At 63.1% G+C, this 24,410-nt stretch carries 26 protein-coding genes, 1 tRNA gene and 1 pseudogene; 22 read left to right on the top strand and 6 right to left on the bottom strand.

Annotation, left to right across the window (positions count from 1 at the left end; all coding sequences use genetic code 11):
* Window positions 1-8: 8 nt before the first annotated feature.
* Window positions 9-81: transfer RNA gene (locus MVA47_RS07140), tRNA-Thr, on the top strand.
* A 57-nt stretch (window positions 82-138) separates the two neighbouring features.
* Here the strand turns inward: MVA47_RS07140 and MVA47_RS07145 are convergent.
* Entirely contained in the window at window positions 139-1,173 is a 1,035-nt protein-coding gene (locus tag MVA47_RS07145; RefSeq protein ID WP_247207258.1) for a tyrosine-type recombinase/integrase, read from the bottom strand.
* 227 nt (window positions 1,174-1,400) lie between these two features.
* A complete protein-coding gene (locus tag MVA47_RS07150) occupies window positions 1,401-2,228 on the bottom strand; it encodes a hypothetical protein (RefSeq protein WP_247207259.1) in 828 nt (275 codons plus the stop codon).
* 501 nt (window positions 2,229-2,729) lie between these two features.
* Here MVA47_RS07150 and MVA47_RS07155 point away from each other — a divergent pair.
* The 12 genes from MVA47_RS07155 to MVA47_RS07210 all read left to right on the top strand — a co-directional run bounded on the left by MVA47_RS07155 (window position 2,730) and on the right by MVA47_RS07210 (window position 13,680).
* On the top strand, window positions 2,730-3,320 hold the full coding sequence (locus tag MVA47_RS07155; protein WP_247207260.1) for a hypothetical protein: 591 nt from the start codon (window positions 2,730-2,732) through the stop codon (window positions 3,318-3,320).
* Window positions 3,317-3,523, top strand: coding sequence for a hypothetical protein (locus tag MVA47_RS07160; RefSeq protein WP_247207261.1), 207 nt, complete (start codon window positions 3,317-3,319; stop codon window positions 3,521-3,523). Before MVA47_RS07155 ends, MVA47_RS07160 begins: the two co-directional genes overlap by 4 nt.
* The gene (locus MVA47_RS07165; protein WP_247207262.1) at window positions 3,520-4,026 is read left to right on the top strand and encodes a hypothetical protein; all 507 of its coding nucleotides are present in this window, start codon (window positions 3,520-3,522) and stop codon (window positions 4,024-4,026) included. Before MVA47_RS07160 ends, MVA47_RS07165 begins: the two co-directional genes overlap by 4 nt.
* 277 nt (window positions 4,027-4,303) lie before the next feature.
* Window positions 4,304-8,254 carry a phage tail tape measure protein gene (locus MVA47_RS07170; RefSeq protein WP_247207263.1) on the top strand — a complete coding sequence of 1,317 codons (3,951 nt, stop codon included), beginning with the start codon at window positions 4,304-4,306 and terminating at the stop codon, window positions 8,252-8,254.
* A gap of 85 nt (window positions 8,255-8,339) precedes the next feature.
* Entirely contained in the window at window positions 8,340-8,723 is a 384-nt protein-coding gene (locus MVA47_RS07175) for a hypothetical protein (protein ID WP_247207264.1), read from the top strand.
* 16 nt (window positions 8,724-8,739) lie between these two features.
* A complete protein-coding gene (locus tag MVA47_RS07180) occupies window positions 8,740-9,432 on the top strand; it encodes a hypothetical protein (RefSeq protein WP_247207265.1) in 693 nt (230 codons plus the stop codon).
* Between the two features lie 75 nt (window positions 9,433-9,507).
* Window positions 9,508-9,753, top strand: a complete 246-nt coding sequence (locus MVA47_RS07185; RefSeq protein WP_247207267.1) for a hypothetical protein — start codon at window positions 9,508-9,510, stop codon at window positions 9,751-9,753.
* Window positions 9,750-10,250 carry a P27 family phage terminase small subunit gene (locus tag MVA47_RS07190; RefSeq protein WP_247207268.1) on the top strand — a complete coding sequence of 167 codons (501 nt, stop codon included), beginning with the start codon at window positions 9,750-9,752 and terminating at the stop codon, window positions 10,248-10,250. The genes MVA47_RS07185 and MVA47_RS07190 overlap by 4 nt, the downstream gene beginning before the upstream one ends.
* The gene (locus tag MVA47_RS07195) at window positions 10,234-11,733 is read left to right on the top strand and encodes a terminase large subunit domain-containing protein (protein ID WP_247207270.1); all 1,500 of its coding nucleotides are present in this window, start codon (window positions 10,234-10,236) and stop codon (window positions 11,731-11,733) included. Before MVA47_RS07190 ends, MVA47_RS07195 begins: the two co-directional genes overlap by 17 nt.
* Before the next feature lie 2 nt (window positions 11,734-11,735).
* Window positions 11,736-12,188, top strand: coding sequence for a hypothetical protein (locus MVA47_RS07200; protein WP_247207271.1), 453 nt, complete (start codon window positions 11,736-11,738; stop codon window positions 12,186-12,188).
* 53 nt (window positions 12,189-12,241) lie between these two features.
* Window positions 12,242-12,454 carry a helix-turn-helix domain-containing protein gene (locus tag MVA47_RS07205; protein ID WP_247207272.1) on the top strand — a complete coding sequence of 71 codons (213 nt, stop codon included), beginning with the start codon at window positions 12,242-12,244 and terminating at the stop codon, window positions 12,452-12,454.
* A gap of 218 nt (window positions 12,455-12,672) precedes the next feature.
* Window positions 12,673-13,680, top strand: coding sequence for an AAA family ATPase (locus MVA47_RS07210; RefSeq protein WP_247207273.1), 1,008 nt, complete (start codon window positions 12,673-12,675; stop codon window positions 13,678-13,680).
* On the opposite strand, the gene MVA47_RS07215 is transcribed toward MVA47_RS07210, so the two are convergent.
* Window positions 13,677-13,970, bottom strand: a complete 294-nt coding sequence (locus MVA47_RS07215) for a hypothetical protein (protein ID WP_247207274.1) — start codon at window positions 13,968-13,970, stop codon at window positions 13,677-13,679. The genes MVA47_RS07210 and MVA47_RS07215 overlap by 4 nt on opposite strands.
* Before the next feature lie 487 nt (window positions 13,971-14,457).
* Between MVA47_RS07215 and MVA47_RS07220 the strand changes: the two genes are divergently transcribed.
* The 3 genes from MVA47_RS07220 (at window position 14,458) to MVA47_RS07230 (ending at window position 16,268) form a co-directional block, all read left to right on the top strand.
* A complete protein-coding gene (locus MVA47_RS07220) occupies window positions 14,458-15,033 on the top strand; it encodes a recombinase family protein (RefSeq protein ID WP_247207275.1) in 576 nt (191 codons plus the stop codon).
* Window positions 15,034-15,469: 436 nt separating this feature from the next.
* Window positions 15,470-15,838 (top strand): hypothetical protein, encoded by a 369-nt coding sequence (locus MVA47_RS07225; protein ID WP_247207277.1) that lies wholly within the window; start codon window positions 15,470-15,472, stop codon window positions 15,836-15,838.
* 4 nt (window positions 15,839-15,842) lie between these two features.
* Window positions 15,843-16,268: a hypothetical protein gene (locus MVA47_RS07230; RefSeq protein WP_247207278.1), complete on the top strand. Its 426-nt coding sequence runs from the start codon at window positions 15,843-15,845 to the stop codon at window positions 16,266-16,268.
* Window positions 16,269-16,371: 103 nt separating this feature from the next.
* Here the strand turns inward: MVA47_RS07230 and MVA47_RS27200 are convergent.
* Both MVA47_RS27200 and MVA47_RS07235 read right to left on the bottom strand, forming a co-directional pair.
* A pseudogene (locus tag MVA47_RS27200) lies at window positions 16,372-16,539 on the bottom strand (helix-turn-helix domain-containing protein); the annotation flags it as partial.
* On the bottom strand, window positions 16,524-16,784 hold the full coding sequence (locus tag MVA47_RS07235) for a helix-turn-helix domain-containing protein (RefSeq protein ID WP_247207279.1): 261 nt from the start codon (window positions 16,782-16,784) through the stop codon (window positions 16,524-16,526). The gene MVA47_RS07235 and the pseudogene MVA47_RS27200, both read right to left, overlap by 16 nt.
* A gap of 251 nt (window positions 16,785-17,035) precedes the next feature.
* Here MVA47_RS07235 and MVA47_RS07240 point away from each other — a divergent pair, with 251 nt between their 5' ends.
* Window positions 17,036-17,812 (top strand): PIG-L family deacetylase, encoded by a 777-nt coding sequence (locus tag MVA47_RS07240; RefSeq protein ID WP_247207281.1) that lies wholly within the window; start codon window positions 17,036-17,038, stop codon window positions 17,810-17,812.
* Window positions 17,813-17,843: 31 nt separating this feature from the next.
* Here MVA47_RS07240 and MVA47_RS07245 read toward each other — a convergent pair whose 3' ends face one another.
* Window positions 17,844-18,395, bottom strand: a complete 552-nt coding sequence (locus MVA47_RS07245) for a hypothetical protein (protein WP_247207282.1) — start codon at window positions 18,393-18,395, stop codon at window positions 17,844-17,846.
* 211 nt (window positions 18,396-18,606) lie between these two features.
* On the opposite strand from MVA47_RS07245, the gene MVA47_RS07250 reads away from it, so the two are divergent.
* The 5 genes from MVA47_RS07250 (at window position 18,607) to cysC (ending at window position 24,377) form a co-directional block, all read left to right on the top strand.
* Window positions 18,607-19,173: a TetR/AcrR family transcriptional regulator gene (locus tag MVA47_RS07250; RefSeq protein ID WP_247207283.1), complete on the top strand. Its 567-nt coding sequence runs from the start codon at window positions 18,607-18,609 to the stop codon at window positions 19,171-19,173.
* 21 nt (window positions 19,174-19,194) lie between these two features.
* The gene (locus tag MVA47_RS07255; RefSeq protein ID WP_308280508.1) at window positions 19,195-20,682 is read left to right on the top strand and encodes a cryptochrome/photolyase family protein; all 1,488 of its coding nucleotides are present in this window, start codon (window positions 19,195-19,197) and stop codon (window positions 20,680-20,682) included.
* Window positions 20,683-20,781: 99 nt separating this feature from the next.
* The gene (locus MVA47_RS07260; protein WP_247207284.1) at window positions 20,782-21,585 is read left to right on the top strand and encodes a Stf0 family sulfotransferase; all 804 of its coding nucleotides are present in this window, start codon (window positions 20,782-20,784) and stop codon (window positions 21,583-21,585) included.
* Complete coding sequence (gene cysD, locus MVA47_RS07265; RefSeq protein ID WP_247207285.1) at window positions 21,582-22,508, top strand: sulfate adenylyltransferase subunit CysD; 927 nt, start codon at window positions 21,582-21,584, stop codon at window positions 22,506-22,508. Before MVA47_RS07260 ends, cysD begins: the two co-directional genes overlap by 4 nt.
* Window positions 22,509-24,377 carry an adenylyl-sulfate kinase gene (gene cysC, locus MVA47_RS07270; protein WP_247207286.1) on the top strand — a complete coding sequence of 623 codons (1,869 nt, stop codon included), beginning with the start codon at window positions 22,509-22,511 and terminating at the stop codon, window positions 24,375-24,377. It abuts the gene before it with no gap.
* Window positions 24,378-24,410 lie beyond the last annotated feature (33 nt).

Here is a 24,410-nt window from a genome sequence, read left to right on the forward strand (position 1 = left end):
GGCAGCACGCCGCCTTAGCTCAGTCGGTAGAGCGCTTCACTCGTAATGAAAAGGTCGCGAGTTCGATTCTCGCAGGCGGCTCCGAAGGAAAGTCCCCTTCACCTGGAACGACAGGTGAGGGGGATTTTTGGTTCAACGTCAGACCGGTTGATGTGGTCTCGAAGTGGTCTTATTCCGCGCCGAACGCTCGGATTGTGCCTCTGCGGCGGCCACGTCGAGGGCGGCCCCGAGGGCGTCTGCTGCGGCGTGTGCGGCCTCCGGTGTGAGGTGCCCGTAGAGATCGGCGGTAATTGATACCTGCGAGTGCCGAAGTGTCTTGGAGACCAGGGCTAGGGGTACGCCGTTGGTGAGCATGAGAGTCGCTGCAAGGTGTCTGAGGTCGTGCAGGCGGCAGGTTGGTAGGCCCGCCTCGGTGGAGAGCGTGCGGAAACGTTTCAGGACGCGTTCAGGCCGGAGCATGGCGCCATCCTCGCGAGCAAACACGAGGTCTTGGTCGTCGTACCCCTCTCCCCACTTCGCTCGGTCTTGCTGTTGCTGCTGGCGTTGGCGTTCTAGTGCCCTCACAACTCGTAACGACAGGCCAACGCCGGCTGTGCTGCCACTCGTTTTTGTGGTGCCAACGATGAGTTTCCCGCCGACATCGGAGACGGCGCGGTGGACGTACATCGTGCGGGTCTCCACGTTGATGTCCGACCACTGGAGTGCGAGTGCCTCTCCGCGCCGGAGGCCGGTTCCAATGATTGTCTCGAAGAGGTTCGCGAGCGGGTCAACCTGCCATGGCGGCGCCCCGGTGACGTGGTCAAGAAAAGCGACGGCCTGTTGAGCTGTCCATGGCTGAATCTCCGTGCGCTCGACCCGGCCGGGGTGGACATGTTCGGCGGGGTTATGGGACAAGCGTTTGGTGCGTTCGGCATCGCCGAGGGCGGATCGTAGAACCGCCAGGATGCGTTTGATTGTCGGTACGCCGCGGCCTTCCTCTTCGAGGTCGGTGACGAACTGGACCAGGTCTTCGTGCCGAAGTTGCTGGAGCCGGTGATTGCCCAGAGAGGGAATGATGCGTTTGTTGACGTACTCGCTGTAGCTGTAGTGGGTGAGTGGCTTGAGGGTCCGCTTCTTCTGGGCGAGCCATGATGTCAGGTACTGCTCGACAGTCTCCCGATCGTCGTTCTTCACGCTATTGGTGGCGCGCTCGTTAACCTTCTTTAGTTCCGCCGCGGCCGCACGTTTGGTCTGAAATCCGCTGCGCCGCAACAGCTTCCTCTCACCCTGGGCCGACGGTACATAGACGGCGAAGCCCCATACGCCGTGTTTGTCATCGACACCCAGCTTTGGACACGCTTTGCCATACTGCTTGCCGGTTCCAGGATTCCGACACGCGCAACGCCGGTAGACGCGCCCGCTCATTGATTCGACTCGCCGGGGTCTCGGTGGCGTTCCAGGCCGTCGACCAACTCCTGGATCTTGGCCCGCCCACGCTCGATGGCGGTTAGAAATCTCTGGCGCGTTACGGGGTCGTCGATGTCGTCGGCGGAAGGTTTCATCCCCAGCTCCTTCTGGCGCACGAGGTTCTCGTATAGCCGTTCCATCTGCCCGTCCAGCTCGCGGTCTAGTGTCATGATTTCTCGGTTGGCCAGTGCAGTCTCGGCGGCGAGCTGAGATTCTTCGTAAGTCCAAGCTCGTTGCTCTATGCCAGGGCTGCGTCGCAGCTCTTCTACGTCGGCGGCTTTCTTCATCGCCCACTCGCGGCGTGCTTGTTCTAGACGCTGGATATTGGAGCGGATTGTCTGTTCCTCGCGGGCAAGCCGAAGGTTGACCCCGCCCTCGTACTGGGCCCTCAGGTCGTCACCCCAGTAAGTCAGGTTCATTTTCCCGTCTGGATCTGGACCGTAGTGTTGGAACGGCTGCTCACCGGAAAACCATTGTGCAGCAGCAATAGCCAGCGTCCTTACCTCGGGGATCACCTCGACTACCTCGCCGGGCACCCCGGGGTAGAGCAGAAGTAGCGGCGGCACAGCAAGCGCCTTCGCGAGGATGACTAGTTCGGCGACGCTGAGAAGCGCTCCCCGATTGCCGCGCTCGATGTCGGAAATGCGGGAGCGGCTGATAGGGAACCCGAGTTCAGACGTTCGGTCGGCGAGCCACTGGACTGTGTTGTCACCGCGTAAGTGCCTTATTGCATCTGCTGCCTGCTGCGTCTGGTCGCGCCCCCAGGTCTTTTCGCTCGTCATTCTGCGAAGACTAGCAGGACTGTCGCGTATCGCTCGCACAGATACGCATCGGGACGACCTATTGCGTAAATCGACGCACGGTCGTAATCTGTAAGACAGCGAGAGAAACAGCTTGCAATCGTAAATCTACGAACAGGGAGTCATCATGCCAAGCCCAGCGCCCGCGCAGACGGTGCCGACAACCAGGCGCCCGACCTGGTTAGAAGAACTTGAGAAAGCGGGGCCAACTGTCTCGCTGTGGCCCACTGCGGGCAAGGCTGTTGGTGCATCAAAGTCGCACACGTATCAGATGGGTCGCGCTGGCACTTTCCCCGCGAAGGTAATCAAACTCGGTGCTTCTTATCGAGTGGTGACCGCCGACTTAATTCGCCTTCTCAGTGGCGATGGCCCGGCGGCCGCGTGATGCGCCAAACAACGAGCAACAAAGAAGCCCCCGACAGCGATCTTGGCGGATCTGTCGAGGGCCTCGAATCCAATCCCCATGAAGGAGATCGAACCAACATGTCCAATCTAGCACCAGCCAAAGACATCGTCACCGACCTGTCCAATGTCTGGATTGATACCGAGTACGAACCGGACACCGAAGACACCAATTTGGCCGGCAATGGCTACGCCGCCCGCAGCTTCGACGGCCCGGACGTGGAGCTCCGCGACGGCGTCAAGCTGTCCGCTTCAGTAATCGAGACAGTCGAACCCGGCAAGCCGGTGGACACGGACCTCTACTTGGAGTCACATCTCCTTGCTTCCAACCGGGTGATCGATCTTTCGTTGAATAGCACTATCGCTCTGCATAAGTCGGGCCATGCCGGAGAGCAGTTCCCCGCCCAGCAGGAACCGGACGCCGAATACGTTCTCAGAATCCGTGACATTGCAGGCGAGTACGGAACGGCGGCCATCGTCAACGCCCACCGCTGCTTGGAAAGTGATGGCACCCAGCACCGGGAAGTTGAGATCGCGGTGCGCGTCGACGGCGTTGAGCACGACTCGCTGCTCGACGTGAATCAGGCGCGGCAGTTCGCAGAGGGCCTGCTTCAGGCCATCGCCGCCCACGAGGCCGACGCTGCCCGGCAGCAGAAGGACGAACCGTCATGACACCCACCGTTCTGTACTACCGCGTGCCCGACAACCCCGACCTGCTTTTGCAGATGATGGATGGCGTCGAGGCGGATGGCGGACTTCCGTTGGCAGTCATGCCCGTTCGAGAGGAGTTGTGGCGCCGCGCCGGCCCGTCGGCCCGTTTGTCCGCTCGGCTCTCGCAGAACGTCGGCACCATGGCTGCGGAGGTCGGCCTGTGACTGACACCGTGGACGAGACAGTGGATTTCGAGCGGCAACAGTGTGCCTACTTTCTGGCCGCACTGTTGTCCTCGAACGCGCTTGACGTCTCCGCGGTATGTGCGACCGTCCGGCCGGATGACATTGCCCTGCTGGATGACCCGACCGCCACCATCTACCGGGTGGCGGTCGGGTTGGCCCGGCGGGGGGTCACTCCCGATCACACGCAGGTATGGGCAAAGCTGTTGCAGGACGGCGAGTTCGCCGGCCGCAAGGGTGAACTCGTACGGGATCGTATGCTCGCGGTTGTCTCGGTGAGAGCATACGCGGAGAGATTGTTCGAGACGGCCGCTCAATTGCTCAGCCTGGTCTTTCGCAACAGACTGGCCGCTGCAGGTGCCGCTATCGCCCAGGCCGCCGTCGACTTCTCCGAAGCGGACGCTTGGGCGTTGATGATCCGTGAGGGCGGCGAGACTCGCAAGATCTACGAGCGGATTGAACGCCTGCGGGGTGAAGCGGCATGAGCGATTCCTGGCGCGCCTCCACTATCCCGACGCCGTACGAACACCTCATTGAAGCCCTCGACGCTATCGAGTCGCGGGTACGCAGCGATGCGTTGACATGTGAGTACTGCGGTGAGCGCCAGTGGATTAAACGGCGGCGTCTCACTGAACACGACGTCGAAGAGTTGCGCTGGGATCGACTTCCGCTCACTGCAGCGTTCGTGCACGGTCGCCGCTGCCTCTCGACTTGCCCCTTGTTCGGCACTGCCGACAACTTTCCCAACAAAGGAGAACGACCGTGGATGTAGGCGTACTTCGCGCAGAGCTGGAGCTGGACGCAGCGACTTTCCGGCGTGATCTCGATCAGGCCGGGAACCAATTCCGTCAACTCGGACAGACCGCCGATCGAATGGCACAGCAGGTTGATACTGCATGGCGGTCCGCTGGACAGGGCGCGGAACGCTCAGCAGATGGAATCGGGGCAGCGTACCGCCAAGAGGCGACACGGGCCGAGCAATCGGCATCGGGGATCGGCGGGGCATTCCAGCAGGCCGGCTCCCGAGCTGAGGGGTCAGCGTCAGGCATCGGCAGCGCCTACCGGCAGGAAGCGGCACGAGCCGAGTCGGCAGCGAGCGGCGTAGGCAGTGCGTGGCGCAGCGCCGGCGAAGAAGGCGAGCAGTCGGCCTCGGGTATTGGTGACGCCTACCGCAACGCGATGGAACGCGCACAGGCATCCGCACAGGGCGCGGGCGAGACCAGCGGCGGTTCGTTCGTCGCTGCATTCGGTTCCCGCATAGCAGCTCTCGGCTCTCGTGGCGGCCCGATTGGCTTGGCGCTGGGTGCGACCGTGGGGGTTGGGGCACTCGCCGGCGCCAAGCTCGCCGACACAGTGTTCGACGGCTTCCACATTCAGGCTGAGCGTGACTTTTCGCAAGCGTCGTTCGGGTTTACAGACGAGCAGATGGAGCGCGTCGGGACCGCGGCCGGCGCATCCTTCGGTAACGCCTGGGGCGAGTCTGTCAACGCCAACATCAATACCGCAGGTATTGCGATGCAGTCGGGACTCTTAGACGGGGATGCGACGGCAGCGGAGATCCAACCGGTCATCGAGCAGCTTTCGTTCGTGTCCTCGATGATGGGTGAAGAAATCCCTGCGGTTGCACGTGCGGCCGGGCAGATGATCAAAACAAACCTCGTCGAAACCCCGCAGCAGGCGTTCGACCTCCTCACTGCTGCACAGCAGGGTGGATTGAACCTGTCACAAGACTTGCTCGACAGCATGAACGAGTATGGCGTGCAGTGGCAAAAGCTTGGCATGGATGGCGCGCAGGCCATGGGCACCATCTCGCAATTGATGCAGGGCGGCGCCCGCGATACGGACATCGCCGCGGACGTGTTCAAGGAGTTCTCGCTGCGTGTCATCGACGGGTCCGAGTCGACGGCCGAGGCATTCCAGTCGCTCAACCTGAACGCCGAAGAAACGTCGGCTGCGTTCGGTAAGGGTGGAGAAGCTGCCAACGAGATGGCCGACACAGTCATCGACCGACTGAATGCGATCGAAGATCCGGTCGAACGCAACCGGCTCGGTCTGGCGCTCTTCGGCACCCAATGGGAAGATCTCGGCGGAGCGATCAACAACCTCGACCTATCCGACGCCAAGAACGAGATGGCCGCCACCAACTCGACTCTCGATGCCATGGCAATTGCGGGCGGTGGAGCAGGGGCGTCGATCGAAGCGGCAAAGAACAAGATCTCCGTTGCTGCAGACGAGATGAAGGTCAAGCTTGCCGAGGCGTTCGCGCCGATGGCGGTCGACGCCGCCACCTGGGTCGGCGAGCACCAAAACGAAATCCTGGGATTCTTTGCCAGTGTCGGCACGGCGGCGCTCGACGTGTCGGCCGCGCTGCTCAACGTGGGCGCGGCCGGTATGTATTTGGGCTCGTACATGATGGAGGGGCTTGCGGGCGCGGCGCAGGGCTTCATTCCCTTCCTGTACGTCGTGGAGCAGATCGGCGCGGCGATGTCGCATCTTCCTGGCGATGCTGGGAAGGCCGGTGAGGCGATCCGGGATCAGGCTCGTGGCGCCATCGAAGGCGTTCGGGGGATGAACGACTACGGCAACAGCATGCGCGACGCCGCAGGCGTGATGAATGACCTTGCGGGGCAGTTGCGTGACGGCAAGATCACTCTCGAAGAGTTCGGGTCGCGGATGGCGCTCGCCACCACCATCTCGAACAACCTCGGCGGAGAGCTTGAGTTCGTACGTCAGGGAGTTCTCAACATCCCGGACAGCAAGTCGATCATCATCTCGGACAACAGTCCCGAGACAGAGAAGCGTCTTACTGATCTCGGCTTCAAGGTCGAGACCCTGCCGGATGGCACGGTCAAGGTCATCGCCGATGATGCTGAGGCGCAGGAGAAGCTACGGCTGATCACCGAGCCCCGGTCCAAGGTCATCAACATCGAGGTACGTGATCCAACCGGCCTCGTCTACAACCCCAACATCGGTGGGTCGACGGCAGCCCGCGAGTTCCACGCCAACGGCGCCATCCGTGAGTATGCAGACGGTGGGGTGAATGCGGCCGGACAGCATGTAGCCCGTGAGCCGATGATCGCCAGTGGTGGCGCCAACATCCTCTGGGGTGAGAAGGAGACGGGCTGGGAAGCCTACATCTCTGGGAAACCCTCAGAGTTGGAACGCAACAAGGCGATCTGGCTCGAGGCAGGCCAGCGTCTCGGGATCGTGCAGATGGCAGACGGCGGCGTGTTGGGATCGATCCAGGCTGTACAGCAACAGGCCGCGCCGACCCTGACTCTCACGTCCGGTGTCCGAAACGAGCCGGGTAGCTACCACAACACCGGCCAGGCTGGCGATTTCGGCCCTCCTGGTGGTGGCCGGGATACCGACGACATGCTGGCGTTCGCCAACTACATGGCGGACAACTACCGCGGACAGTTGGCTGAGCTGATCTACCACGACTCCCGCTTCTCCGGCCGCCAAGTCGGCGACGGCGCATTCGTCGACGACTCCTACTACGCCGGCGCAGGCGACCACCACGACCACGTACACGTCGCCGCAGAGCAACCGCTCACCCCACCCGCCGGGATGGCGATGGAGCCAGCCGAAATCGAAGTACCCGTGCTGTCAACAGACTCCTCCAAAGAGGATGTGGCGCGGGCGATCATCGCGCAGGGACGCAAACGCGGCTACACCGACGACGAGATCAAGGCGATTCTCGCAACCGGCATGCAGGAATCAGGCCTGAGCCCATCAGCGAATGGCGGTAACGGGGCATGGCACGGCGTCTTCCAGCAAGACGAATCCTATGCCGGCCGTGACGATCCCAACCAGAACATCGACGAGTTTTACAACCGCCTGGACGAGAAGCACAAGGGCCAAGCTGGCGGCGATATCTGGGAGGACATCTTCTGGTTGCAACAGCGACCGGGGGACACGTCGGGGGCGTCGGCTGTCGCGAATGGGCGGCAGGGATACCTCACTGAGATCCAGTCGCAGTCTGATGATGCGGGTGCGTTGTTTGATCAGGTGGCTCCTTCGGTCGGCACTGTGCCACCGGCGGATGGAGCGGGAGCGCCTGCGGGTGTGCAGCAGGTGTATGTGGTGGGTGGCCGGCTCGACGGGGCTTCACCCGCAGCTACCACGCCGAGCGCCCCTGCGCCGCCGTCAACTCCGGCAGCCCCGGAGATTGTCGGTCGCGGGCCGTTGCCCCTGGTTGCCTATGAGAATGGCGGGACCATCCCCGGTGTCGGCAACGAGGATTCCGAACTGCTCTTGGGAATGCCAGGCGAGGAGATCATCTCGAAGGGTCCAGCCGAGGAGTGGCGCCCCTTCTTAAAGGCGATCAACGCGGGCAAGATCCGCCGGTTCGCCTCAGGGGGGACGGTCGGTTTCGGCGGCTACTCCGACGACACCACGGACGCCATGAAGCCAAAGAACTGGTACGACTGGGCGGCTTTGACCGCGGGAGTCGGTTTTGCTGCGGCGTCGGTGGTCACCCCGTACGTGAACATGGCCATGAGTGGGCAAGTCAATCTCGGCTCGGTTCTGCCGACCATGGACACCTCCGCGAACTCGGTTGATGGCGTATCGGCCGAAGTTGGGAAGTTCGCCGATGCTGTGCTCAAGCAACTGGAAGAACTGATCCAGGCAACACGCGACGGTAAGAAGGTCCACCCTGTCGATCCGAACAGTGGTGCCGGCATGATCCTCTCGGCGGCGGGCCTGTGACCACCGCGTGACCGCTAAGCGCTAGACCAGCAAGAACAACCAACCCAGCGGACAACGAATCCGCAACTCAAAGAAGGAGAATCACATGACTTATCCCGAACCGCGGATCACTCCGCTCGAAGAGTCCGCCGGCTACGAAACGCACAAGGCGGGCGTGCCCTACAACGGCGACCCCGCCGACATCCTCGCAGACGGCGAGATCCAGATCGGCGCCAGAATCCGTGATGCCGCAGTCGATCCGCAGCCTGAGGACTTTCTGGCACCAGTGAACGCAGGCAAGGCCGACCCCCACGGCCCAGACGTTCGAGCGATTGAAGTCGACTCTTCGCTGTGGGAGGCCCACGTCGCCAAGAACCGCAAGGAACACCCCGAAATGCACGCACCGATCGTGCCGAAAGACGACCCCGGCGCCGGCTCAGTGGTCGACGCCAGCTACCTCGCCGAACTCAACGCCAACAACAACGACTGATCAGGAGAAAAACACCATGTCGAAGCTGACCCAGCTCACCGCAGAAATCAACCAGCTCGCCCGCGAAAAGCGTGAAGCCGTGCGCGGTGCATACACCTGGAACAGGAACATGTCCGACCAGTACAACCACGAAAAGAAGCTTGAAGCCGAGACCAAGGTGCGCGCCGAGTATGACCCGCGCCTCGACGCGTTGAAGGCCGAGGCTCGCGAGGTTGCCACGTCCGCTGCCACCGCGGGCGCGAAGCATCGGCCGACCCTCGACCGTTCGGACACGGCACAGGTTGCGAACGTTCGGATGGAGTGGGACAACCGGGTGTTGCCGCTTCTGCAAGCTGACAAGTCTCTCCGGTCGATTCTGGCTGAGGGTGACATTCACACCGTGTTGGCCGCCGAGCAGTACGCACCGGCCTGGTTTCGGGCGAACCGACCGAAGGTCACCGACCACGCTTTCATCAGCGACACAGTGACCAACAGGTTCGCCGAGCTTGCCCCCGACGACACGGCGGCCGCTGCAATCAGGGACGCACACAACGCCGCCAGTGAGCGCGCCGTGTTCAACGACGTCGTCGCATCAGCCGAATCCGATTCATCTGCAATGCATTTAGACGCAGCGGTGAAGGTTGCCTATGCGAATGGTGAAGTCAACACACGCCCCACTGCTGACCCCATGGCCGCAGACGTGGGCGCCGCCATGGCGCACAACGCCTGACCCCAATTCGTGGGGGTGGCCGGTCCTGAGAGGCGGAGCTGGCCACCCTCACCCCAACCCCCGGAAGGGGACACCATGCCCACACCAACCCGCGAACAGCGGAGCGACGCAACAGCCCTCGCGATGGACATCATCGCCAGCACCCTCGACAAACCCGATCAGCACATCAAACTCGAATCCCAGCAGGAGACCGGCGCTGTGATTGGCGCGCTCGCCACATACGCCGGCATCCTGTTGCTGCACACCGCCGCAGAGGACACGACCGCGCTCGATCTCGCTGAAGCGTTGCGTTCGGCGGCAACCCTCCTCCGCACGTCGTGAGCGACAACGTGCTCCCGTTCGAGAGCAAGGGACCAGGCCACGGCGGACCGGCCCGCGGCTACACGTGGGAACCGTTCCAGCCAGGGCACTTCAAAGCCCTCAAGCACGGCGCCCACAGCCCACGAATCATCGTGCCGATGGCCGCCGAGATCGCCAACGACCTCATGCAGCGCCACGAACGGCTACGCGACCCGCTCTACCGCGAACAACTACTCGAGTACTCGAAGCTCATGGCCCAGGTGAACCGGTTCGAGGTGTACCTGGACAAGGTGGGCGAGATCTTCGAGACAGGGGAGAAGGCGGGCCAGGTGCGGCCGGCCGCCGAGTACCTGCTTAAGGCGCGCAAGCAGGCATCGAACATCGCTGATCGTCTCGGGTTGACGCCGCTTGCGAACGCTCGCCTGGGCAAGGACACAGCCAGTGCCCAGGCCGATCTCGTCGCCGTCTACGCGCAGATGCTCGCCGAACAGAAGGACGATAATGACGACAGCGCGTGACGAACAGCTCAGAGCGGTAGCACGGCATGGCTTCTCCGACATCGGGACATTCGCCGAGAACATCGTCGGGCACCCGCTGTGGCCCCACCAACTCGAAATGGCGATGTGCCCGGCCAGGCGCCGGGCCGTGTGTGCCGGCCGTCAGGTTGGCAAGTCTGAGGAACAGGCAATCGAGGCACTGTGGCAGTCGGCCACCAAACCCGGATCGTTCACCCTCATCATCTCCGCGGGTGAGACAGCGGCGCTGCGACTGCTCGAACGCATCGCTGTCCTGGCCTCAAACTCGACGTTGTTGGCTTCATCGGTCGTGGACGACACCAAGACCGAGATCACCTTCTCGAACGGCTCACGTATCAAGTCCGTCCCCGCATCGCAGCAACAGATCCGCGGCTGGTCGGTCGATCTGCTCATCATCGACGAGGCAGGGTTTGTCAGTCCAGAGATCTGGCGAGCGGCCGAGCCGGCCATCATCGCCAGGCCGGGTTCGCGGATCATCCTGTCGTCTTCGCCGTGGGGCAGTATCGATCACTTTTTCCGCCAGCTCTGGAACCTCGGCATGGATACGCAGGATGAGAAGTACGCATCCTTCCATTGGCCCAGCAGCATCTCGCCCCTGATCTCCGAAACTGACCTCGAAGAGATCCGCCAACGCGAAGCGCCCCACTACTTTAACCGGGAGTACATGGCGGAGTGGACCGACGAATCAGGCGCCTATTTCACCACCGAAGAAATCGAAAACTCAGTGGCCGACTATCAACTCATTAGGCCTCAGGAGTCACGCGGCCGGTACACGGTGGTCGGCGGTATCGACTGGGGAATGTCACGTGACGCCAACGCAGTTGTCTATCTGGCTGCCAGCGGCGACACCGAACTGAACCGCGACAAGTTCGGTGACACACCAATGTTCTTCGTGCCCTGGCTCGAAGCGCACCATCGAATGCCGTACGCCGACTTCATCGATCGGCTGGTCGACAACGCCCGGTACTTCGGTGTGCATCGCTATGTCTCTGAGACAAACGGGGTGGGCCAATTCCCCACCCAGGCACTCCAGGACAAACTCCACAAGGAGTGGTACGGGGGTGGGGGATCTCTCCAGCAATTGACGTGGGTCAACGGAGTTCACACGGACACCAGCCGCAAATCCGGGGGCTTCGGGCGCATCAAGGGCCTGCTTCAGCAAGGCCGGCTGGTACTTCCGAGGCACCCGGACCTGTTGCGCCAACTTCACGCGCTCACATTCGAGCAGACTGAGAGCGGCCAATTCAAAATCTCCGTCCCTGACAACGTCGGCCACGACGACCTCGCCATGGCACTTCTACAAGCTTGCTCCAGCATCAACACGTGGGACGGCTGCTGGCCCAGCCACGATGGCCACTACGGCACCGGAGACACCCTCACCACCAACAACGGCACCCAGATTCGTACGCATCCCGCAACCCACCCGCAGGAAAGACTCCTGCAAGGCAGCCTGAAACGAGTCTAACCATGGCCCATCCGAACAAAACCAAAGGCGACCGCGCCGAACGTGCGGTACGAGACTATCTGCGTAGCAATGGATTTCCCCGCACTGAGCGTACCCGAGCCGGGTACACCCGCGATGCCGGCGACCTCCACCCCTGCCAAGGCCTCACAGTCCAGGTGAAGGATCGAGCAGCGTACGCCTGGCCCGAGTGGTTCCGCCAGCTTCGAGAGCAGCGCGCAGAAGCCAAGGCCGACCACGCAGTGCTGGTGCTCAAACGCCGCGGTCTCGGTGATCCAGGGGAGTGGCTGGCGGTCATGCCGCTCTCGGAGATGACACGCCTTCTCAAGGCTGCCGGCTATGGGTTGCTCCATGATTCGGCTGAGCTATGGCCCGACTCGCCAGGCGGAAAGTCGTTGAATGGCAGCGAAAACCATGAAATGATTGATCCGTTGAGAGCCGCACGGCACGAGACCTGAGACCCGCACGGGACCAGCGTTCACCACTTCCGCACCAGCCCGAAGGATCTCCCGTGCCCCTCAATCCCCGGACAGGACTATCTGTCGAGCCTCTCGCGATCAGCGAAGCTGCACAACGCATCCAACGCACACCGCGGACCGTTCACAACTACATCAAGCGCGGACTGCTGACCAAGTACCGTCTGGGCGGCCGGGTCTACGTCGACCGCAACGAAGTCGACACCCTCCTCACCGCAGTCACACCGGACACCGGTGATGCCGCATGAGAGCCCAAGAAATGGGAAAGGCCCCCGCTCCCAACGAGGGCCAATCCGAGACCAACAGCCACCACGCCGCGCAGTCTGACGTTGATTCTATCGCAGCCGTGGACCCGTACGCAGATTTGCCACACCCGGCGGACGTAGTCGCAGAGATCGACTACCAAGAACGACGCATCCGCGACGAAGTCCGCAGTCTTGAGATCCGCGAGGAAGCGCGGCGACGGGTGGCCGCGGCAAGCAACGCACACCTACTAGAGGCGATAACTCCACCCCAGCGGCTCGATGACTTCCTTGCGGTGCCAGATGAGCCCACCAAATACCGAATCGACGGCCTGTTCCCGATTGGGGGCCGCATCATGCTCTCCGCACAATACAAAGCGGGCAAGACCACCGCAGTCGGCAACCTGATCCGCTCGCTCGCAGATGGAGACCCGTTCCTCGGGAAGTTTGCCACGACGCCAGTCCGCAAAGTCACACTGCTGGACAACGAACTTGACGCACGAACCCTCCGCAGCTGGCTACGTGATCAGGGTGTCCAGAACACCACGGCAGCAGCGGTTGAGGCAATGCGCGGCAAAGTTGGAACCTTCAACATTATTGACCCTGAGATACGTGCGCGTTGGGCGGAAGTACTGCACGGCACAGACTTCCTAATACTTGACGTTCTCCGACCAGTCCTCGACGCCCTTGGTCTCGACGAGAACCGAGACGCCGGACGTTTCCTCGTAGCCTTCGATGCGCTACTTGCTGAAGCGGGCATCCCCGAAGGGGCGATCATTCACCACATGGGACACACCGGCGAACGCAGCCGCGGTGACTCAAGACTTCAAGACTGGCCTGACGCGATCTGGCGCCTTGTTCGCACCGACCCCGACGATCCCTCCTCGCCGCGCTACTTCTCCGCCTACGGCCGAGACGTCGAGGTGCCCGAAGGACAGGTCGCCTACGACATCCGAACCCGCAACCTGACATACGCCGCAGGCAGCCGAAAAGATGCCGCGTCCTCCGAGGCCGAGGGCCATATCAAGCGGCACCTCACCGAGAGCCCAGGCTCCAGTGGGCGCGAGATTGAGATAGCGCTGACTGCAAATCCAGGACTGACGCAGAAGGCCATTCGTGACGGCCTCAAAGCTGTCATCTCAAGCGGGGAGGTTCAGGTCATTCCCGGCGCGAAGCGGGCCAGACTCCACTATCTCGCCGAAACCAAGCTTGCTGGACAGCCAGCAGCCTAGTTGTGAGGCACCTCTAGGTGTTGAGTCCACTCCTGGCCGGCGGGATCAGTCCACTCCACCAGGATGTACGGAGGGTTGGCCTTCGCCCCGTATGCAGCCTTGAAAACCTTCTGTATGCCTCCGCCATTGGGCACAGCGTCGACGGTTTGCGTCCAGTCGCGTTGACCGAACATGCCCGACACCATGGGTCCGTGAGCTGAAAACCGGACACTCGTGACATCCTCACCAGTTCGGTTCACCAGGTCGTACAACGACCCGCTCCGCCACTCCAACGACCAGTCGCCACTCATCCCGAAAGTATCTCCCGCAGAGCCGGATGCAGCTCCAGTCGACACACCCAGTGCGTTAGTGCGTTGCAGTGCGTTGCCAGTGCGTTGACGAACACCCGCAGTCCAGTGCGTTAGTGCGTTAGTGCGTATATACAACGCACTACACGCACTCACTGCGAACGACCGACGACCAGCGATCGAGTGCGTTGCAGCACACCTGCGGACCAACGCCCAACACCAAGACAGGTAGGCATACTCAAACCATGACCGACCCACGGATCGAAGGCGGCAGCCTGTCGGCCTGGGCGTGTGAGCGTGCTGGGCAAAATGATGCGCGCACTTCAGGCTGTGCTTGGTACAAACGTTGGTGTCTCATTACTAAAGATCTGAGACGGAACAAGAAGCGGAGCAGCTCGACCTCGAATGCCCAGGTCGAACTGTCTCAGAAGTTGTAACAAAAGGTCTGTCTCGTATTGTGTCGCACAAGTACTTATGAGACGATGGTTGCATGACCACAGCAGAAGCCACCGCTACCGTCCTCGGCTACGCACGTGTATCGACCGCACATCAGACGCTTGATCAGCAGCAGGACGCTCTCACTGCCGCGGGGGTGCAGGTGGATCGGATCTACTCCGACAAGCTGTCAGGGACGCGCTCAGACCGTCCTGGCCTGGCCGCTCTGCTGGACTACGCCCGGCCCGGTGACGAGATCGTGGTGGTGGGTATCGACCGTCTCGGGCGTAACGCTGCCGAGGTCATGCTGACGATCCGGGATCTGATGGAGCGAGGGATTACGCTGCGGTCGCTGCGTGAGGGGGTGGACACCTCCACTGCGGCTGGCCGCATGCTGGCCGGGGTGCTGGCTTCGCTGGCTGAGCTGGAGCTTGAGCTGGGCCGTGAGCGTCGAGCCGCGTCCCGCGAGGCCAGGACGGCGCGGGGTGCGTCTAATGGGCGGCCGCCGAAGTTGTCGGCGGAGCAGGTGGCGTTGGCAAAGCGGATGCGGGATCAGGGGGAGCCCGTACCCACCATCGCTGAGACGTTCAGCATCAGCCGGGCCACCGCCTATCGGCTCATCGGTGGCTAAGGACAAACGCCGTCCGCACCGCCTCTTACACTGGCGAAGTGCCACATTCTGGGCTACTCATCGTGCGGTTCGGCCCTTGGTCGGCCACTAGGTGCCAAGAGACCGCCCTTGAGCAGTTTGCCGACGATGTGGCGGCGGGAAGGCGAGGTCGGTACGGAATCTCGGTTTTCGGTGATGTTGTCGGCGAGGGCGAGTCTGTTGAGGACGTGTTGAAGCGCATATGCGTTGAGGCACCGTGTCGCGGTAAGAAAGTTGCTGCGGTTTGGGCGCAGGACCTTCAGAATGCTGGTTGGGTGGTATCACCCGAGATGCCTCCGCGGTTGCACTACTTGCTGGGTCAGGGAGATTTCTCTCAGATCCCCGACGTAGACTCACTGGCGGTAATCTGGATGGAGCACAAACGTGACAACCCGGCCAATGGATAGGAGGTAGATTGATGAGTATTCGACGAATACAGATCGACCTCAACCGTAGGAATCGCGCTGGTCAGACGCCTGCACCCTACTTCGGCCCCACGCCGAGGGTGGGTGAGCGCGTCGTTGCATTCGAGCCTGAGGATGGCGTCGCTCTGGACGCCGCGGTTGCAGAGGTTGATATCGAGCGGTGCCGCGTCGTTCTAGATATCGACTGGGACTCTCTCCGGGATGATGTGGCTCCCCAGGCTGAGCTGTTTGTCCTCGGTATGACTGGCAGTTGCTCACAGTTTGTCGTCACGACCCCCAGCACACCGATGTCGCGGGGTTCAGGTGAGCGCGTTGCGCTCCGTCTTTCTGACCTGCTGCCGTCGTCGGTGGCGATCCGGTAGTGATGTGGAGCTGACTCTCCTTCTCGCGGACGCGGCTCAGGCCGACCAGCATGGGAAGGTCCACGCACTGGGGTTGGCGTGGACCAATGTGCCGACTCCCACGCCTCCGATGGCGGTGATCGTCCTAATCGACTTCGAGGCCGACGAGGTTCCAGCCTCGGTGTCCCTTCGGATCGAGTTGCAGACTGAGGCCGGCGAGGTTGTTGTCTTGGCTGGTGGCGAGCCGGTCAGGATCAATGCAGCGGCGACCGCCCACGCGCTGGATGAGGAGAAGGCGGGTGAGCAGATCCGGGTGCCTTTCAGTATTCAAATAGGCCCCGGCTTGCCCCTCCCTGTTGGTCTCTACCAGTTCGAGGCCACAGCGGTCCGTGACGATGACGACAATGCCCGAGCGGCCGCCTTCCAAAAGGTTCGGGTGTCCGAAGAGTAGGCAGACTCAGCAGACTCAGCGGGCTCGTCGGTCGTGGTACCGCCGAGATCCCGCAGTTAGCCCCCCAGGGTCGCCAGTCTGCCTGTACCTCGTGACGCTTGAGGATGGCTGCGATGTGGTCCTCGGTGTAGCGAATGTGGCGCCCGAACTTCTGGTGGGGGATGTTGCCCTTGCGTCGTTCGGTGGCGATCCAGGTGGGTGGAACGTTGAGGCGTTCTGCTGCTTCAGCTTCGGTGTAAATGCGGTCCGTGTCCATCAAAGGTTGGTCCATCGCACAGATTTCGGTTCCCAGGCCGGCGCATTGTCTGCATACGCCTCAAGGTCTGTGCGTTTGAACATGACTAGCTTCCCTTCGAGGTAGGCCGGGATGGCGCCGTCGTTGACGTGCCGGTCCAGGGTGCGTGTGCTGATGGCGAGGAAGTGTGCCGCCTCCGTCTTGGTGAAGCGATATTTGGTGGTCATGTCTTGGAGGGCGATGCGGATGAGCCGGAGCAATTCGGCTTCGCTGTAGGTCACGCGTGCGACAGTACCGAGTGGTCTTATTGTGGTCTCGCACCGCGTGGTCCGTCCTGGACGGTGCGCACTCGATGGACCTGGAACCGCCTGTGACCTGCACCTGAGGTACTGTCTGGACCGTGCGATACCGCCCGAGTGTCCCTCGTAATGAAAAGGTCGCGAGTTCGATTCTCGCAGGCGGCTCCACGTGAGAACCGGCACCGATCGGTGCCGGTTGGTGCATCCGGCAAACACTAGGTGGCGGTTGATTCATGGGTGTCCTCGTCTGCTTCCACGCTCATCCCGACGACGAGGTGTTCGGGACCGGCGGGATCATCCGGCTCTCCGCCGATGCCGGCCACAGGGTGGTACTCGTCACGGCCACCGACGGTGCTGCGGGTGAGGTCCCCGACGGACTGCTGGTCCCGGGCGAATCGCTTGCCGAGCGCCGGCGAACCGAACTGGAGAAGTCTGCCCGCATCCTGGGCGCGCACCGCCTGGTCATGCTCGGCTACGCCGACTCCGGGATGGCCGGCACGCCTGAGAACAACAGCCCGGACGCCTTCGCCAACGTCCCCGTCGAGCAGGCGGCCGAACGTCTGGCCGCTGTGCTCGGCGAGGAGAAGGCGGATGTCATCACGCTGTACGACAGCAACGGCGGTTACGGGCACCCCGACCACATTCAGGTGCACCGCGTAGGAATGCGCGCCGCGGAAATAGCCGGCGTGAAGAACGTGTACGAGAGCGTGATCAATCGGGATCAGATGCGCGAGATGATGATGTCGAATCCAGAATGGAACAACGACGACTCGCCGATCGATTTCGAATCGTTCGGCACCCCGGAAGCGGAGATCACCACAAGGGTCGACGTGGCCGCGGCCATTGCGGCCAAGCGTGCGGCCATGCAGGTGCACGAAACCCAGATCGGCGACTTCGGCCCTGTGCTGAAAATGGCGGACGAGGAATTGAAAGCTGCGTTCGGAACCGAGTGGTTCCGACGGGTTGGCTCAGAACCGGGCGGGGCGAAGGAGCTATCTCTGCCGTTGTAGTCGGCAGAGCAGAGTGGTTTTCGGGTTGACTTCAGGGCTCGAGCTGGCCGGAGGTGTCATCGGATACCGCCCAGGTCGCCACTTCGGAACCGCCTGCGAACGACAGGGCGACGATCGTCTCGCCAGGGGGTAGCAGAAACGCGACCGACCCCGTGGCCACGTCGTTCTGGGTGAGGGTTGTCGCTTCCAGTGGGTGCTCGAGTGCTGTTGCGACGGTTGTCAATTGGCTCCCGCCGGACGTGCGCGCAGTGAGCTCTGCGGGCTCGAGCAGTGCGGTGCCGCGCACCAATTGGACCGTGGCGTCCACGACGTGGAGCGAGCCGCCCGAACAGTCTGCTCCCTCTGCGCCCGTGCGCACGTTGTCCAGTGTGATCCGGAGTTCGGCGCCGCCGGTGTCGACCACCACGGCGTCACCCAGTTGGTGGGTCTGTGGTGCCCCCGCGATGAGCGATGCAACCGACCTGCTGTCGGCGACCGTGGGTGAACGGTTCTCCGGTGTCGCCTGAATGAGGGCAAGAGTAACGGCGGTTCCGCCACCGAGTATCAAGAGAACAAATGCATATGTGAGAACGGTTGCAATCACATTCCGTTCGTGTGGATCGTCTCGCACAATTCTCTTCTTTTCGGCAGGGCGTTCTTTGTTTGTCGCTGGTCGAACGCGTTCAGATGAGAGTACGGGCAGTCCGCAAACATTTCTCGATGGGGCCGGCAAAAGAAAGTGAAATACAGTTGGCGACGCCGCGAACATTCGTTGGCGTAACGACCGGACACAGCCACTCACATATGCTCGATACGTGACTGAACACCCGGCCGTCGATGCGCGGATCACTCGCACACGACAAGTGGTCATCGAAGCGATGCACCGCATTTTCGAGGAGGAAGGCGCCTCGGGGCTGACGCATCAGCGTGTCGCGCTCAAGGCGGGGGTGGGCCGCGCGACGATCTACCGGCACTGGCCGACCACGCTCGACCTGCTCGTCGACACCCTGCGCGACATCGATCAGTCGATGATGCAGCCCGGCGACGAACCGTTTGACGAGTGGTTGCGGAACCAGCTCGCGCATGCCGCTGTCGAATTGGCTCTGCCCACCAGCCGACAGTTCATCGCGTTGATGATTGCCGAGGCCGACAATCACACGGTGATCGCCGACCTCGGTGCCGAACTCATCGAGCGGACATACCGGGTGATGGAAGGGATGATCGACCAAGCCGTCGATCGTCGCGAACTCGATCAAAAACTCGATGAGACGGACGTGGTGGCAAAAACCCTGGGGCCGATCATCTATCGGACCGCGATGCAGCGTCTCGACGTGACGCCCGGTTTCATCGACGAGATCGTCGAATCCGTGGTCCGCCGCTGAGCAAACCGTACGCTGGACGAGGTGAGCGATTCTTTGGCGCCGCTGTGGTTGTTTGCCGACCAACTCGGTCCCCATATCCACTCCGCCGAGGGCCATCTCGGACGTGAGGTGGTCCTCATCGAGTCCACCGCGGCCTTGCGGAGGCGAGCGGGTCACCGGCAGAAGGCGCATCTGTTGCTGTCGGGGATGCGGCACCTGGCCGACGACCTCGGCGATCGCGCGCACCATCTGAAAGCGGACGGCTACCGCGACGCCCTCGTGGAGTTCGGCCGACCGGTGGTGGTGCACGAGCCGACCTCGTGGGCCGCTCACGACTTCGTGCATCGCCTCCAGGCGGAGGGACTCGTCGAGGAGGTGCTGCCGAACCCGTCGTTCGCTCTGCCCAGAAGTGACTTCGAACAGTGGGCGGGGAACAGTTCGCGCTTTCGCCTCGAGATGTTCTACCGCGATCAACGCACGCGTTTCGACATCCTCATGGACGGCGATCAACCCATGGGTGGTGCGTGGAACTACGACCACGACAACCGGAAGTCACCGCCCAAGACGCCGACCCTGGGCGTGCCCGACCCCTGGTGGCCAGAGGAGGACGGGATCGACGAGCAGGTGCGCGCCGACCTCGACGCACTCGACGCACCGTGGTCGGGTGTCGACGGGCCGCGGCTGTTCGCGGTGACGGCGGCGGAGGCGCAGTCTGCTCTCGAGACGTTCATCGACCATCGGCTGGCAGATTTCGGACCATACGAGGACGCGATGATGGGTGGGGACTGGTCGATGTCCCACTCGCTGTTGTCGGTGCCGCTGAATCTGTCGCTGCTGCACCCGCTTGATGCAGTTCATGCCGCCGAGGCCGCCGCCCGTGAAGGGTCGGTCCCGTTGGCCTCCGCCGAGGGGTTCATCCGGCAGATCCTGGGGTGGCGTGAGTTCGTCTGGCATCTGTACTGGCATTTCGGTCGCGACTATCGCACCGGAAACAACGAATTGAACGCGCATCGGCCGCTGCCCGACTGGTTCCGCGATCTCGATGCCGGTGCGGTGACGGCCAAGTGCCTCTCCGACGCTTTGGGTGGCGTCCACGACAGAGGATGGGTCCACCACATCCCGCGGTTGATGGTGCTGGGAAACCATGCACTGCAACAGGGTTACGACCCGGACGAGCTCACCCGCTGGTACACGGCCAACTTCGTGGACGGTTACGAATGGGTGATGCCGGTCAACGTGGTGGGCATGAGTCAGCACGCCGACGGCGGCAAGATGGCGACCAAGCCGTACAGCTCGGGCGGCGCCTACATCAACAAGATGTCCGACTTCTGCAAGGGCTGCGAGTTCGATCCCCGCAAGCGGTTAGGCGCGGACGCATGCCCGTTCACTGCCGGCTACTGGGCCTTCACCCATCGACACCGTGATCGGCTGGCGAAGAACATGCGAACGCGGCGGGCCGTGGCGTCGATGGAGCGACTGGCCGATCTCGACGCCGTCCTCGAACAGGAGCGCCACCGGGACCGATTCTGACCCACACAATCGCCGAAGGCTGTCAACGGTTGGAATCGTGGTGAATATCAGCCGTCGCGGCTGGGGAACCCACACGGTGTGATCTCTATATTCGAATCCATGGCTTCCGCTCCGAGCTCCTACCTCGTATGCGCTTCGCAACGCAGCGGTAGCACCCTCCTCGTCGAATCGTTGCGGGCCAGCAAGATTGCCGGTGAACCCGAGGAGTTCTTCCAGTACCTGCCGTCGACCTCTCTGCCGCCGCAACCGCGTCAGTGGTTCGCCGACGTCACCGATCCCGCCGTGCTCGCCCTGCTGGCCCCGCTGCGGGCGGGCACGCCGAGCATCGAGACCAGCGACCGATGGCGTGAGCGCATCGCGCGGGAGGCGCGCACCCCCAACGGAGTCTGGGGCGGCAAGCTGATGTGGAATCAGGTTCCGCTGGTGATCGACCGGGCCGAGGGCTTCACGGCCCGATCCGGTGGTGACCTCCGATCCGCCATCGCCGACGTCATCGGCGAGGAACCGCTGTACATCAAGGTGAATCGGCCGGACGTCGTGTCGCAGGCGGTGTCGTTCTGGCGTGCGGTGCAGACGCAGGTCTGGCGAGGACACGCAGAACCGGAGGTCGATGCGGCGGCGCAGTACAACGCGGACGGGATCGCGCACCTGGTCACGATCCTCCGCGAGCAGGAGCGCGGCTGGCGGACCTGGTTCGAGCAGGAGTCGATCACGCCGATCGAGGTCGACTACAGCGAGCTGGCGACGGACTCCACCGGTGTCACGGCGCGGATCCTCGCCGCCCTCGATCTGGACCCTGCCGCAGCGCCGCCGCCGGTGCTGGAACGTCAAGCGAACAACCGGTCCGGTGAATGGGTAGAGCGATACCGCGCCGAGGCCCGACAAAGGGGGTTGCCAGTATGACAACGCAGATCACCGCCGACGTGACCCACGTCGATGAGCTGCGGGTTCTCGAAGCCGAGGCGGTGCACATCATCCGTGAGGTGGTGGCCGAACTCGAGCGACCGGTCTTGCTCTTCTCGGCGGGTAAGGACTCGATCGTGCTGCTCCGGTTGGCAGAGAAGGCCTTTCGGCCGTCGCCACTGCCGTTTCCGGTGCTGCACGTCGACACCGGGCACAATTTCCCCGAGGTCATCGACTTCCGCGATCGGCGCCTCGCCGAGGGCGGGCACAAGCTGATCGTCGGTTCGGTGCAGGAGTCGATCGACTCCGGACGGGTGCAGGAGGTCGGCGGACCGGCCGGCTCGCGCAATCGCCTGCAAACGAGGACTCTGCTCGACGCACTGGAGGCCGGCAAGTTCGATGCAGCGTTCGGCGGCGCTCGGCGCGACGAGGAACGCGCTCGGGCGAAGGAGCGTGTGCTCAGCTTCCGCGACGAGTTCGGTCAATGGGACCCGCGTGCACAACGACCCGAACCATGGTCGCTCTACAACGGGCGCATCCGCAGGGGTGAACAGGTCCGGGTCTTCCCGCTGAGCAACTGGACCGAACTCGACATCTGGCGGTACATCGAGCTGGAAGGCCTCGAGTTGCCGCCGATCTACTTCGCCCATGAGCGCGAAGTGTTCGAGCGTGACGGAATCCTGCTCGCCACTTCGGAATTCACCAGGCCGGCCGAAGGGGAGTCGGCCTCCGTGGAATGGGTGCGCTATCGAACGGTCGGCGACCTGACCATCACCGGAGCGGTCCCGTCACGGGCCACCACGATCGCCGACGTGGTCACCGAGATCTCCGCATCCACCGTGTCCGAGCGCGGCGAGACCCGCGCAGACGACCGCACGTCCGCCGCGGCCATGGAAGACCGCAAACGGGAGGGGTACTTTTAGATGACACGCCAACTGCTCCGGCTCGCCACCGCCGGTTCGGTGGACGACGGTAAGAGCACATTGATCGGTCGGTTGCTCCACGACACCGACAGTCTGCCGCTCGATCACCTCGAATCGGTCACCGACACCGAAGGTGTTGCCGACCTCGCCGCCCTGTCCGACGGTCTGCGGGCCGAACGCGAGCAGGGCATCACCATCGACGTGGCCTACCGCTTCTTCTCCACGGCCACACGCAATTTCATCCTCGCCGACACCCCCGGTCACGAGGCGTACACCCGCAACATGTTCACCGGTGCGTCCAATGCGCACGTGGCGGTGCTGCTGGTGGACGCCCGTGCGGGCGTGGTACGTCAGACCCGTCGCCACGCCCGGATCGCCACGTTACTCCGGGTGCCCCACCTGGTCGCGGCGGTCAACAAGATCGACCTGGTCGACTACAGCGAAGAGCGTTTCGCCGATGTCGAAGCCGAATTGCACGTGCTCGCACAACGTTTGGGTGTCCAGAACCTCACCGTTGTTCCTCTGGCCGCCAAGCTCGGCGACAACGTCGTGACCCGTTCGACCAACACACCCTGGTACACCGGTCCGACGTTGCTGGAGTTCCTCGAGGCCGTCGAGTTGAAGGCGCCGGCCGCCGAACCGACCGAGGTGCGTCTTGCGGTGCAGTGGGTGTCGCGGCCGGCCGCCGGCGAGCGTCGTCGCTACACGGGCCGGTTGTCTGCGGGCACCCTGCAGGTCGGTGATCCGGTCGTGGTGCTGCCGTCGGGTTCGAAGAGCAGCGTCACCGCACTCGACACCCTCGACGACGACCGCAGCGTGGCCGTCGCGCCGTTGTCGGTGTCGGTGGAACTGGCCGACGAGATCGACGTTGGCCGCGGCGACATGATCGTCAGTGGGTCACCGGATGCGCACCTACCGGTCGCCGCCCGTGAGCTCGACGTCACGGTCTGCTGGTTCTCGGAGACGCCGCTTCGTGCGGGGGACCGGATCGCGCTGAAGCAGGCGACGCGCACGGTGCGCGCCACGGTCCAGGAGCTGCACAGCCGACTGGATCCCGAAACGCTGGGCGAGGATCCGCATCCCGTGGAACTCGCGCTGAACGACGTCGGCACGGTGACGTTGCGCACCAGTTCCATCGTGGTGGCCGATCCGTACGCGGACAATCGCGATGTCGGCGCGTTCATCCTGATCGACGAGAACTCCAACGACACGGTGGGCGCCGGCACCATCACCGAGCCCCGGGAGGTCAAGCCGGGCGCCCGGACACGCAACGACATCAAGTGGCATCCGTCCTCCCTTGAACGCACCCATCGGTGGAGTGCGGTCGGTCAGCGGGGAGCGGTCATCTGGCTCACCGGCCTGCCGGCGTCGGGCAAGTCGACCGTCGCGGTCGCACTCGAGCGTGCACTGGTGGAGTCGGGTCGGGTGGCCTATCTGCTCGACGGCGACAATGTGCGCCACGGGCTGTCGGACGACCTCGGGTTCTCGGCCGGGGACAGGGCCGAGAACATCCGCCGTGTCGGGCATCTGACCAGGCTCTTCGCCGATGCCGGGGTGGTCGCGATCGCATCGCTGGTGTCGCCGCTGCGCAGTGACCGGGAGATCCCCCGGGCACTGGCGGCTGCCGCTGACCTTCCGTTCATCGAAGTCCATGTGGCCACGCCGCTGGCCGAGTGCGAGCGTCGCGACCCGAAGGGGCTCTACGCGAAGGCACGGGCGGGCGAACTCAAGGGGCTCACCGGGATCGACACGCCGTACGAGGCGCCGGAGAACCCGGACCTGGTGATCGATACGACGGGCGCCGACGCCGACGAACTGGTGCGGCAGATCCTGGAGATCCTCGCCGATCGCGAACACGCCAGCGTCTGACCCCCGCCTGCGGGCGAGCTCAGGGTTTGGGGT

This window comes from Williamsia sp. DF01-3 (assembly GCF_023051145.1).
GTDB lineage: Bacteria > Actinomycetota > Actinomycetes > Mycobacteriales > Mycobacteriaceae > Williamsia.

Bases quoted from the DNA above. Each gene is read 5' to 3' on its own strand.
- MVA47_RS07260 (WP_247207284.1), top strand. From the start codon at position 20,782: ATGGCTTCCGCTCCGAGCTCCTACCTCGTATGCGCTTCGCAACGCAGC.
- MVA47_RS07150 (WP_247207259.1), bottom strand. From the start codon at position 2,228: ATGACGAGCGAAAAGACCTGGGGGCGCGACCAGACGCAGCAGGCAGCA.
- MVA47_RS07195 (WP_247207270.1), top strand. From the start codon at position 10,234: ATGACGACAGCGCGTGACGAACAGCTCAGAGCGGTAGCACGGCATGGC.
- cysC (WP_247207286.1), top strand. From the start codon at position 22,509: ATGACACGCCAACTGCTCCGGCTCGCCACCGCCGGTTCGGTGGACGAC.
- MVA47_RS07160 (WP_247207261.1), top strand. From the start codon at position 3,317: ATGACACCCACCGTTCTGTACTACCGCGTGCCCGACAACCCCGACCTG.
- MVA47_RS07175 (WP_247207264.1), top strand. From the start codon at position 8,340: ATGACTTATCCCGAACCGCGGATCACTCCGCTCGAAGAGTCCGCCGGC.
- MVA47_RS07180 (WP_247207265.1), top strand. From the start codon at position 8,740: ATGTCGAAGCTGACCCAGCTCACCGCAGAAATCAACCAGCTCGCCCGC.
- MVA47_RS07220 (WP_247207275.1), top strand. From the start codon at position 14,458: ATGACCACAGCAGAAGCCACCGCTACCGTCCTCGGCTACGCACGTGTA.
- MVA47_RS07185 (WP_247207267.1), top strand. From the start codon at position 9,508: ATGCCCACACCAACCCGCGAACAGCGGAGCGACGCAACAGCCCTCGCG.
- MVA47_RS07225 (WP_247207277.1), top strand. From the start codon at position 15,470: ATGAGTATTCGACGAATACAGATCGACCTCAACCGTAGGAATCGCGCT.
- cysD (WP_247207285.1), top strand. From the start codon at position 21,582: ATGACAACGCAGATCACCGCCGACGTGACCCACGTCGATGAGCTGCGG.
- MVA47_RS07200 (WP_247207271.1), top strand. From the start codon at position 11,736: ATGGCCCATCCGAACAAAACCAAAGGCGACCGCGCCGAACGTGCGGTA.
- MVA47_RS07215 (WP_247207274.1), bottom strand. From the start codon at position 13,970: ATGAGTGGCGACTGGTCGTTGGAGTGGCGGAGCGGGTCGTTGTACGAC.
- MVA47_RS07240 (WP_247207281.1), top strand. From the start codon at position 17,036: ATGGGTGTCCTCGTCTGCTTCCACGCTCATCCCGACGACGAGGTGTTC.
- MVA47_RS07155 (WP_247207260.1), top strand. From the start codon at position 2,730: ATGTCCAATCTAGCACCAGCCAAAGACATCGTCACCGACCTGTCCAAT.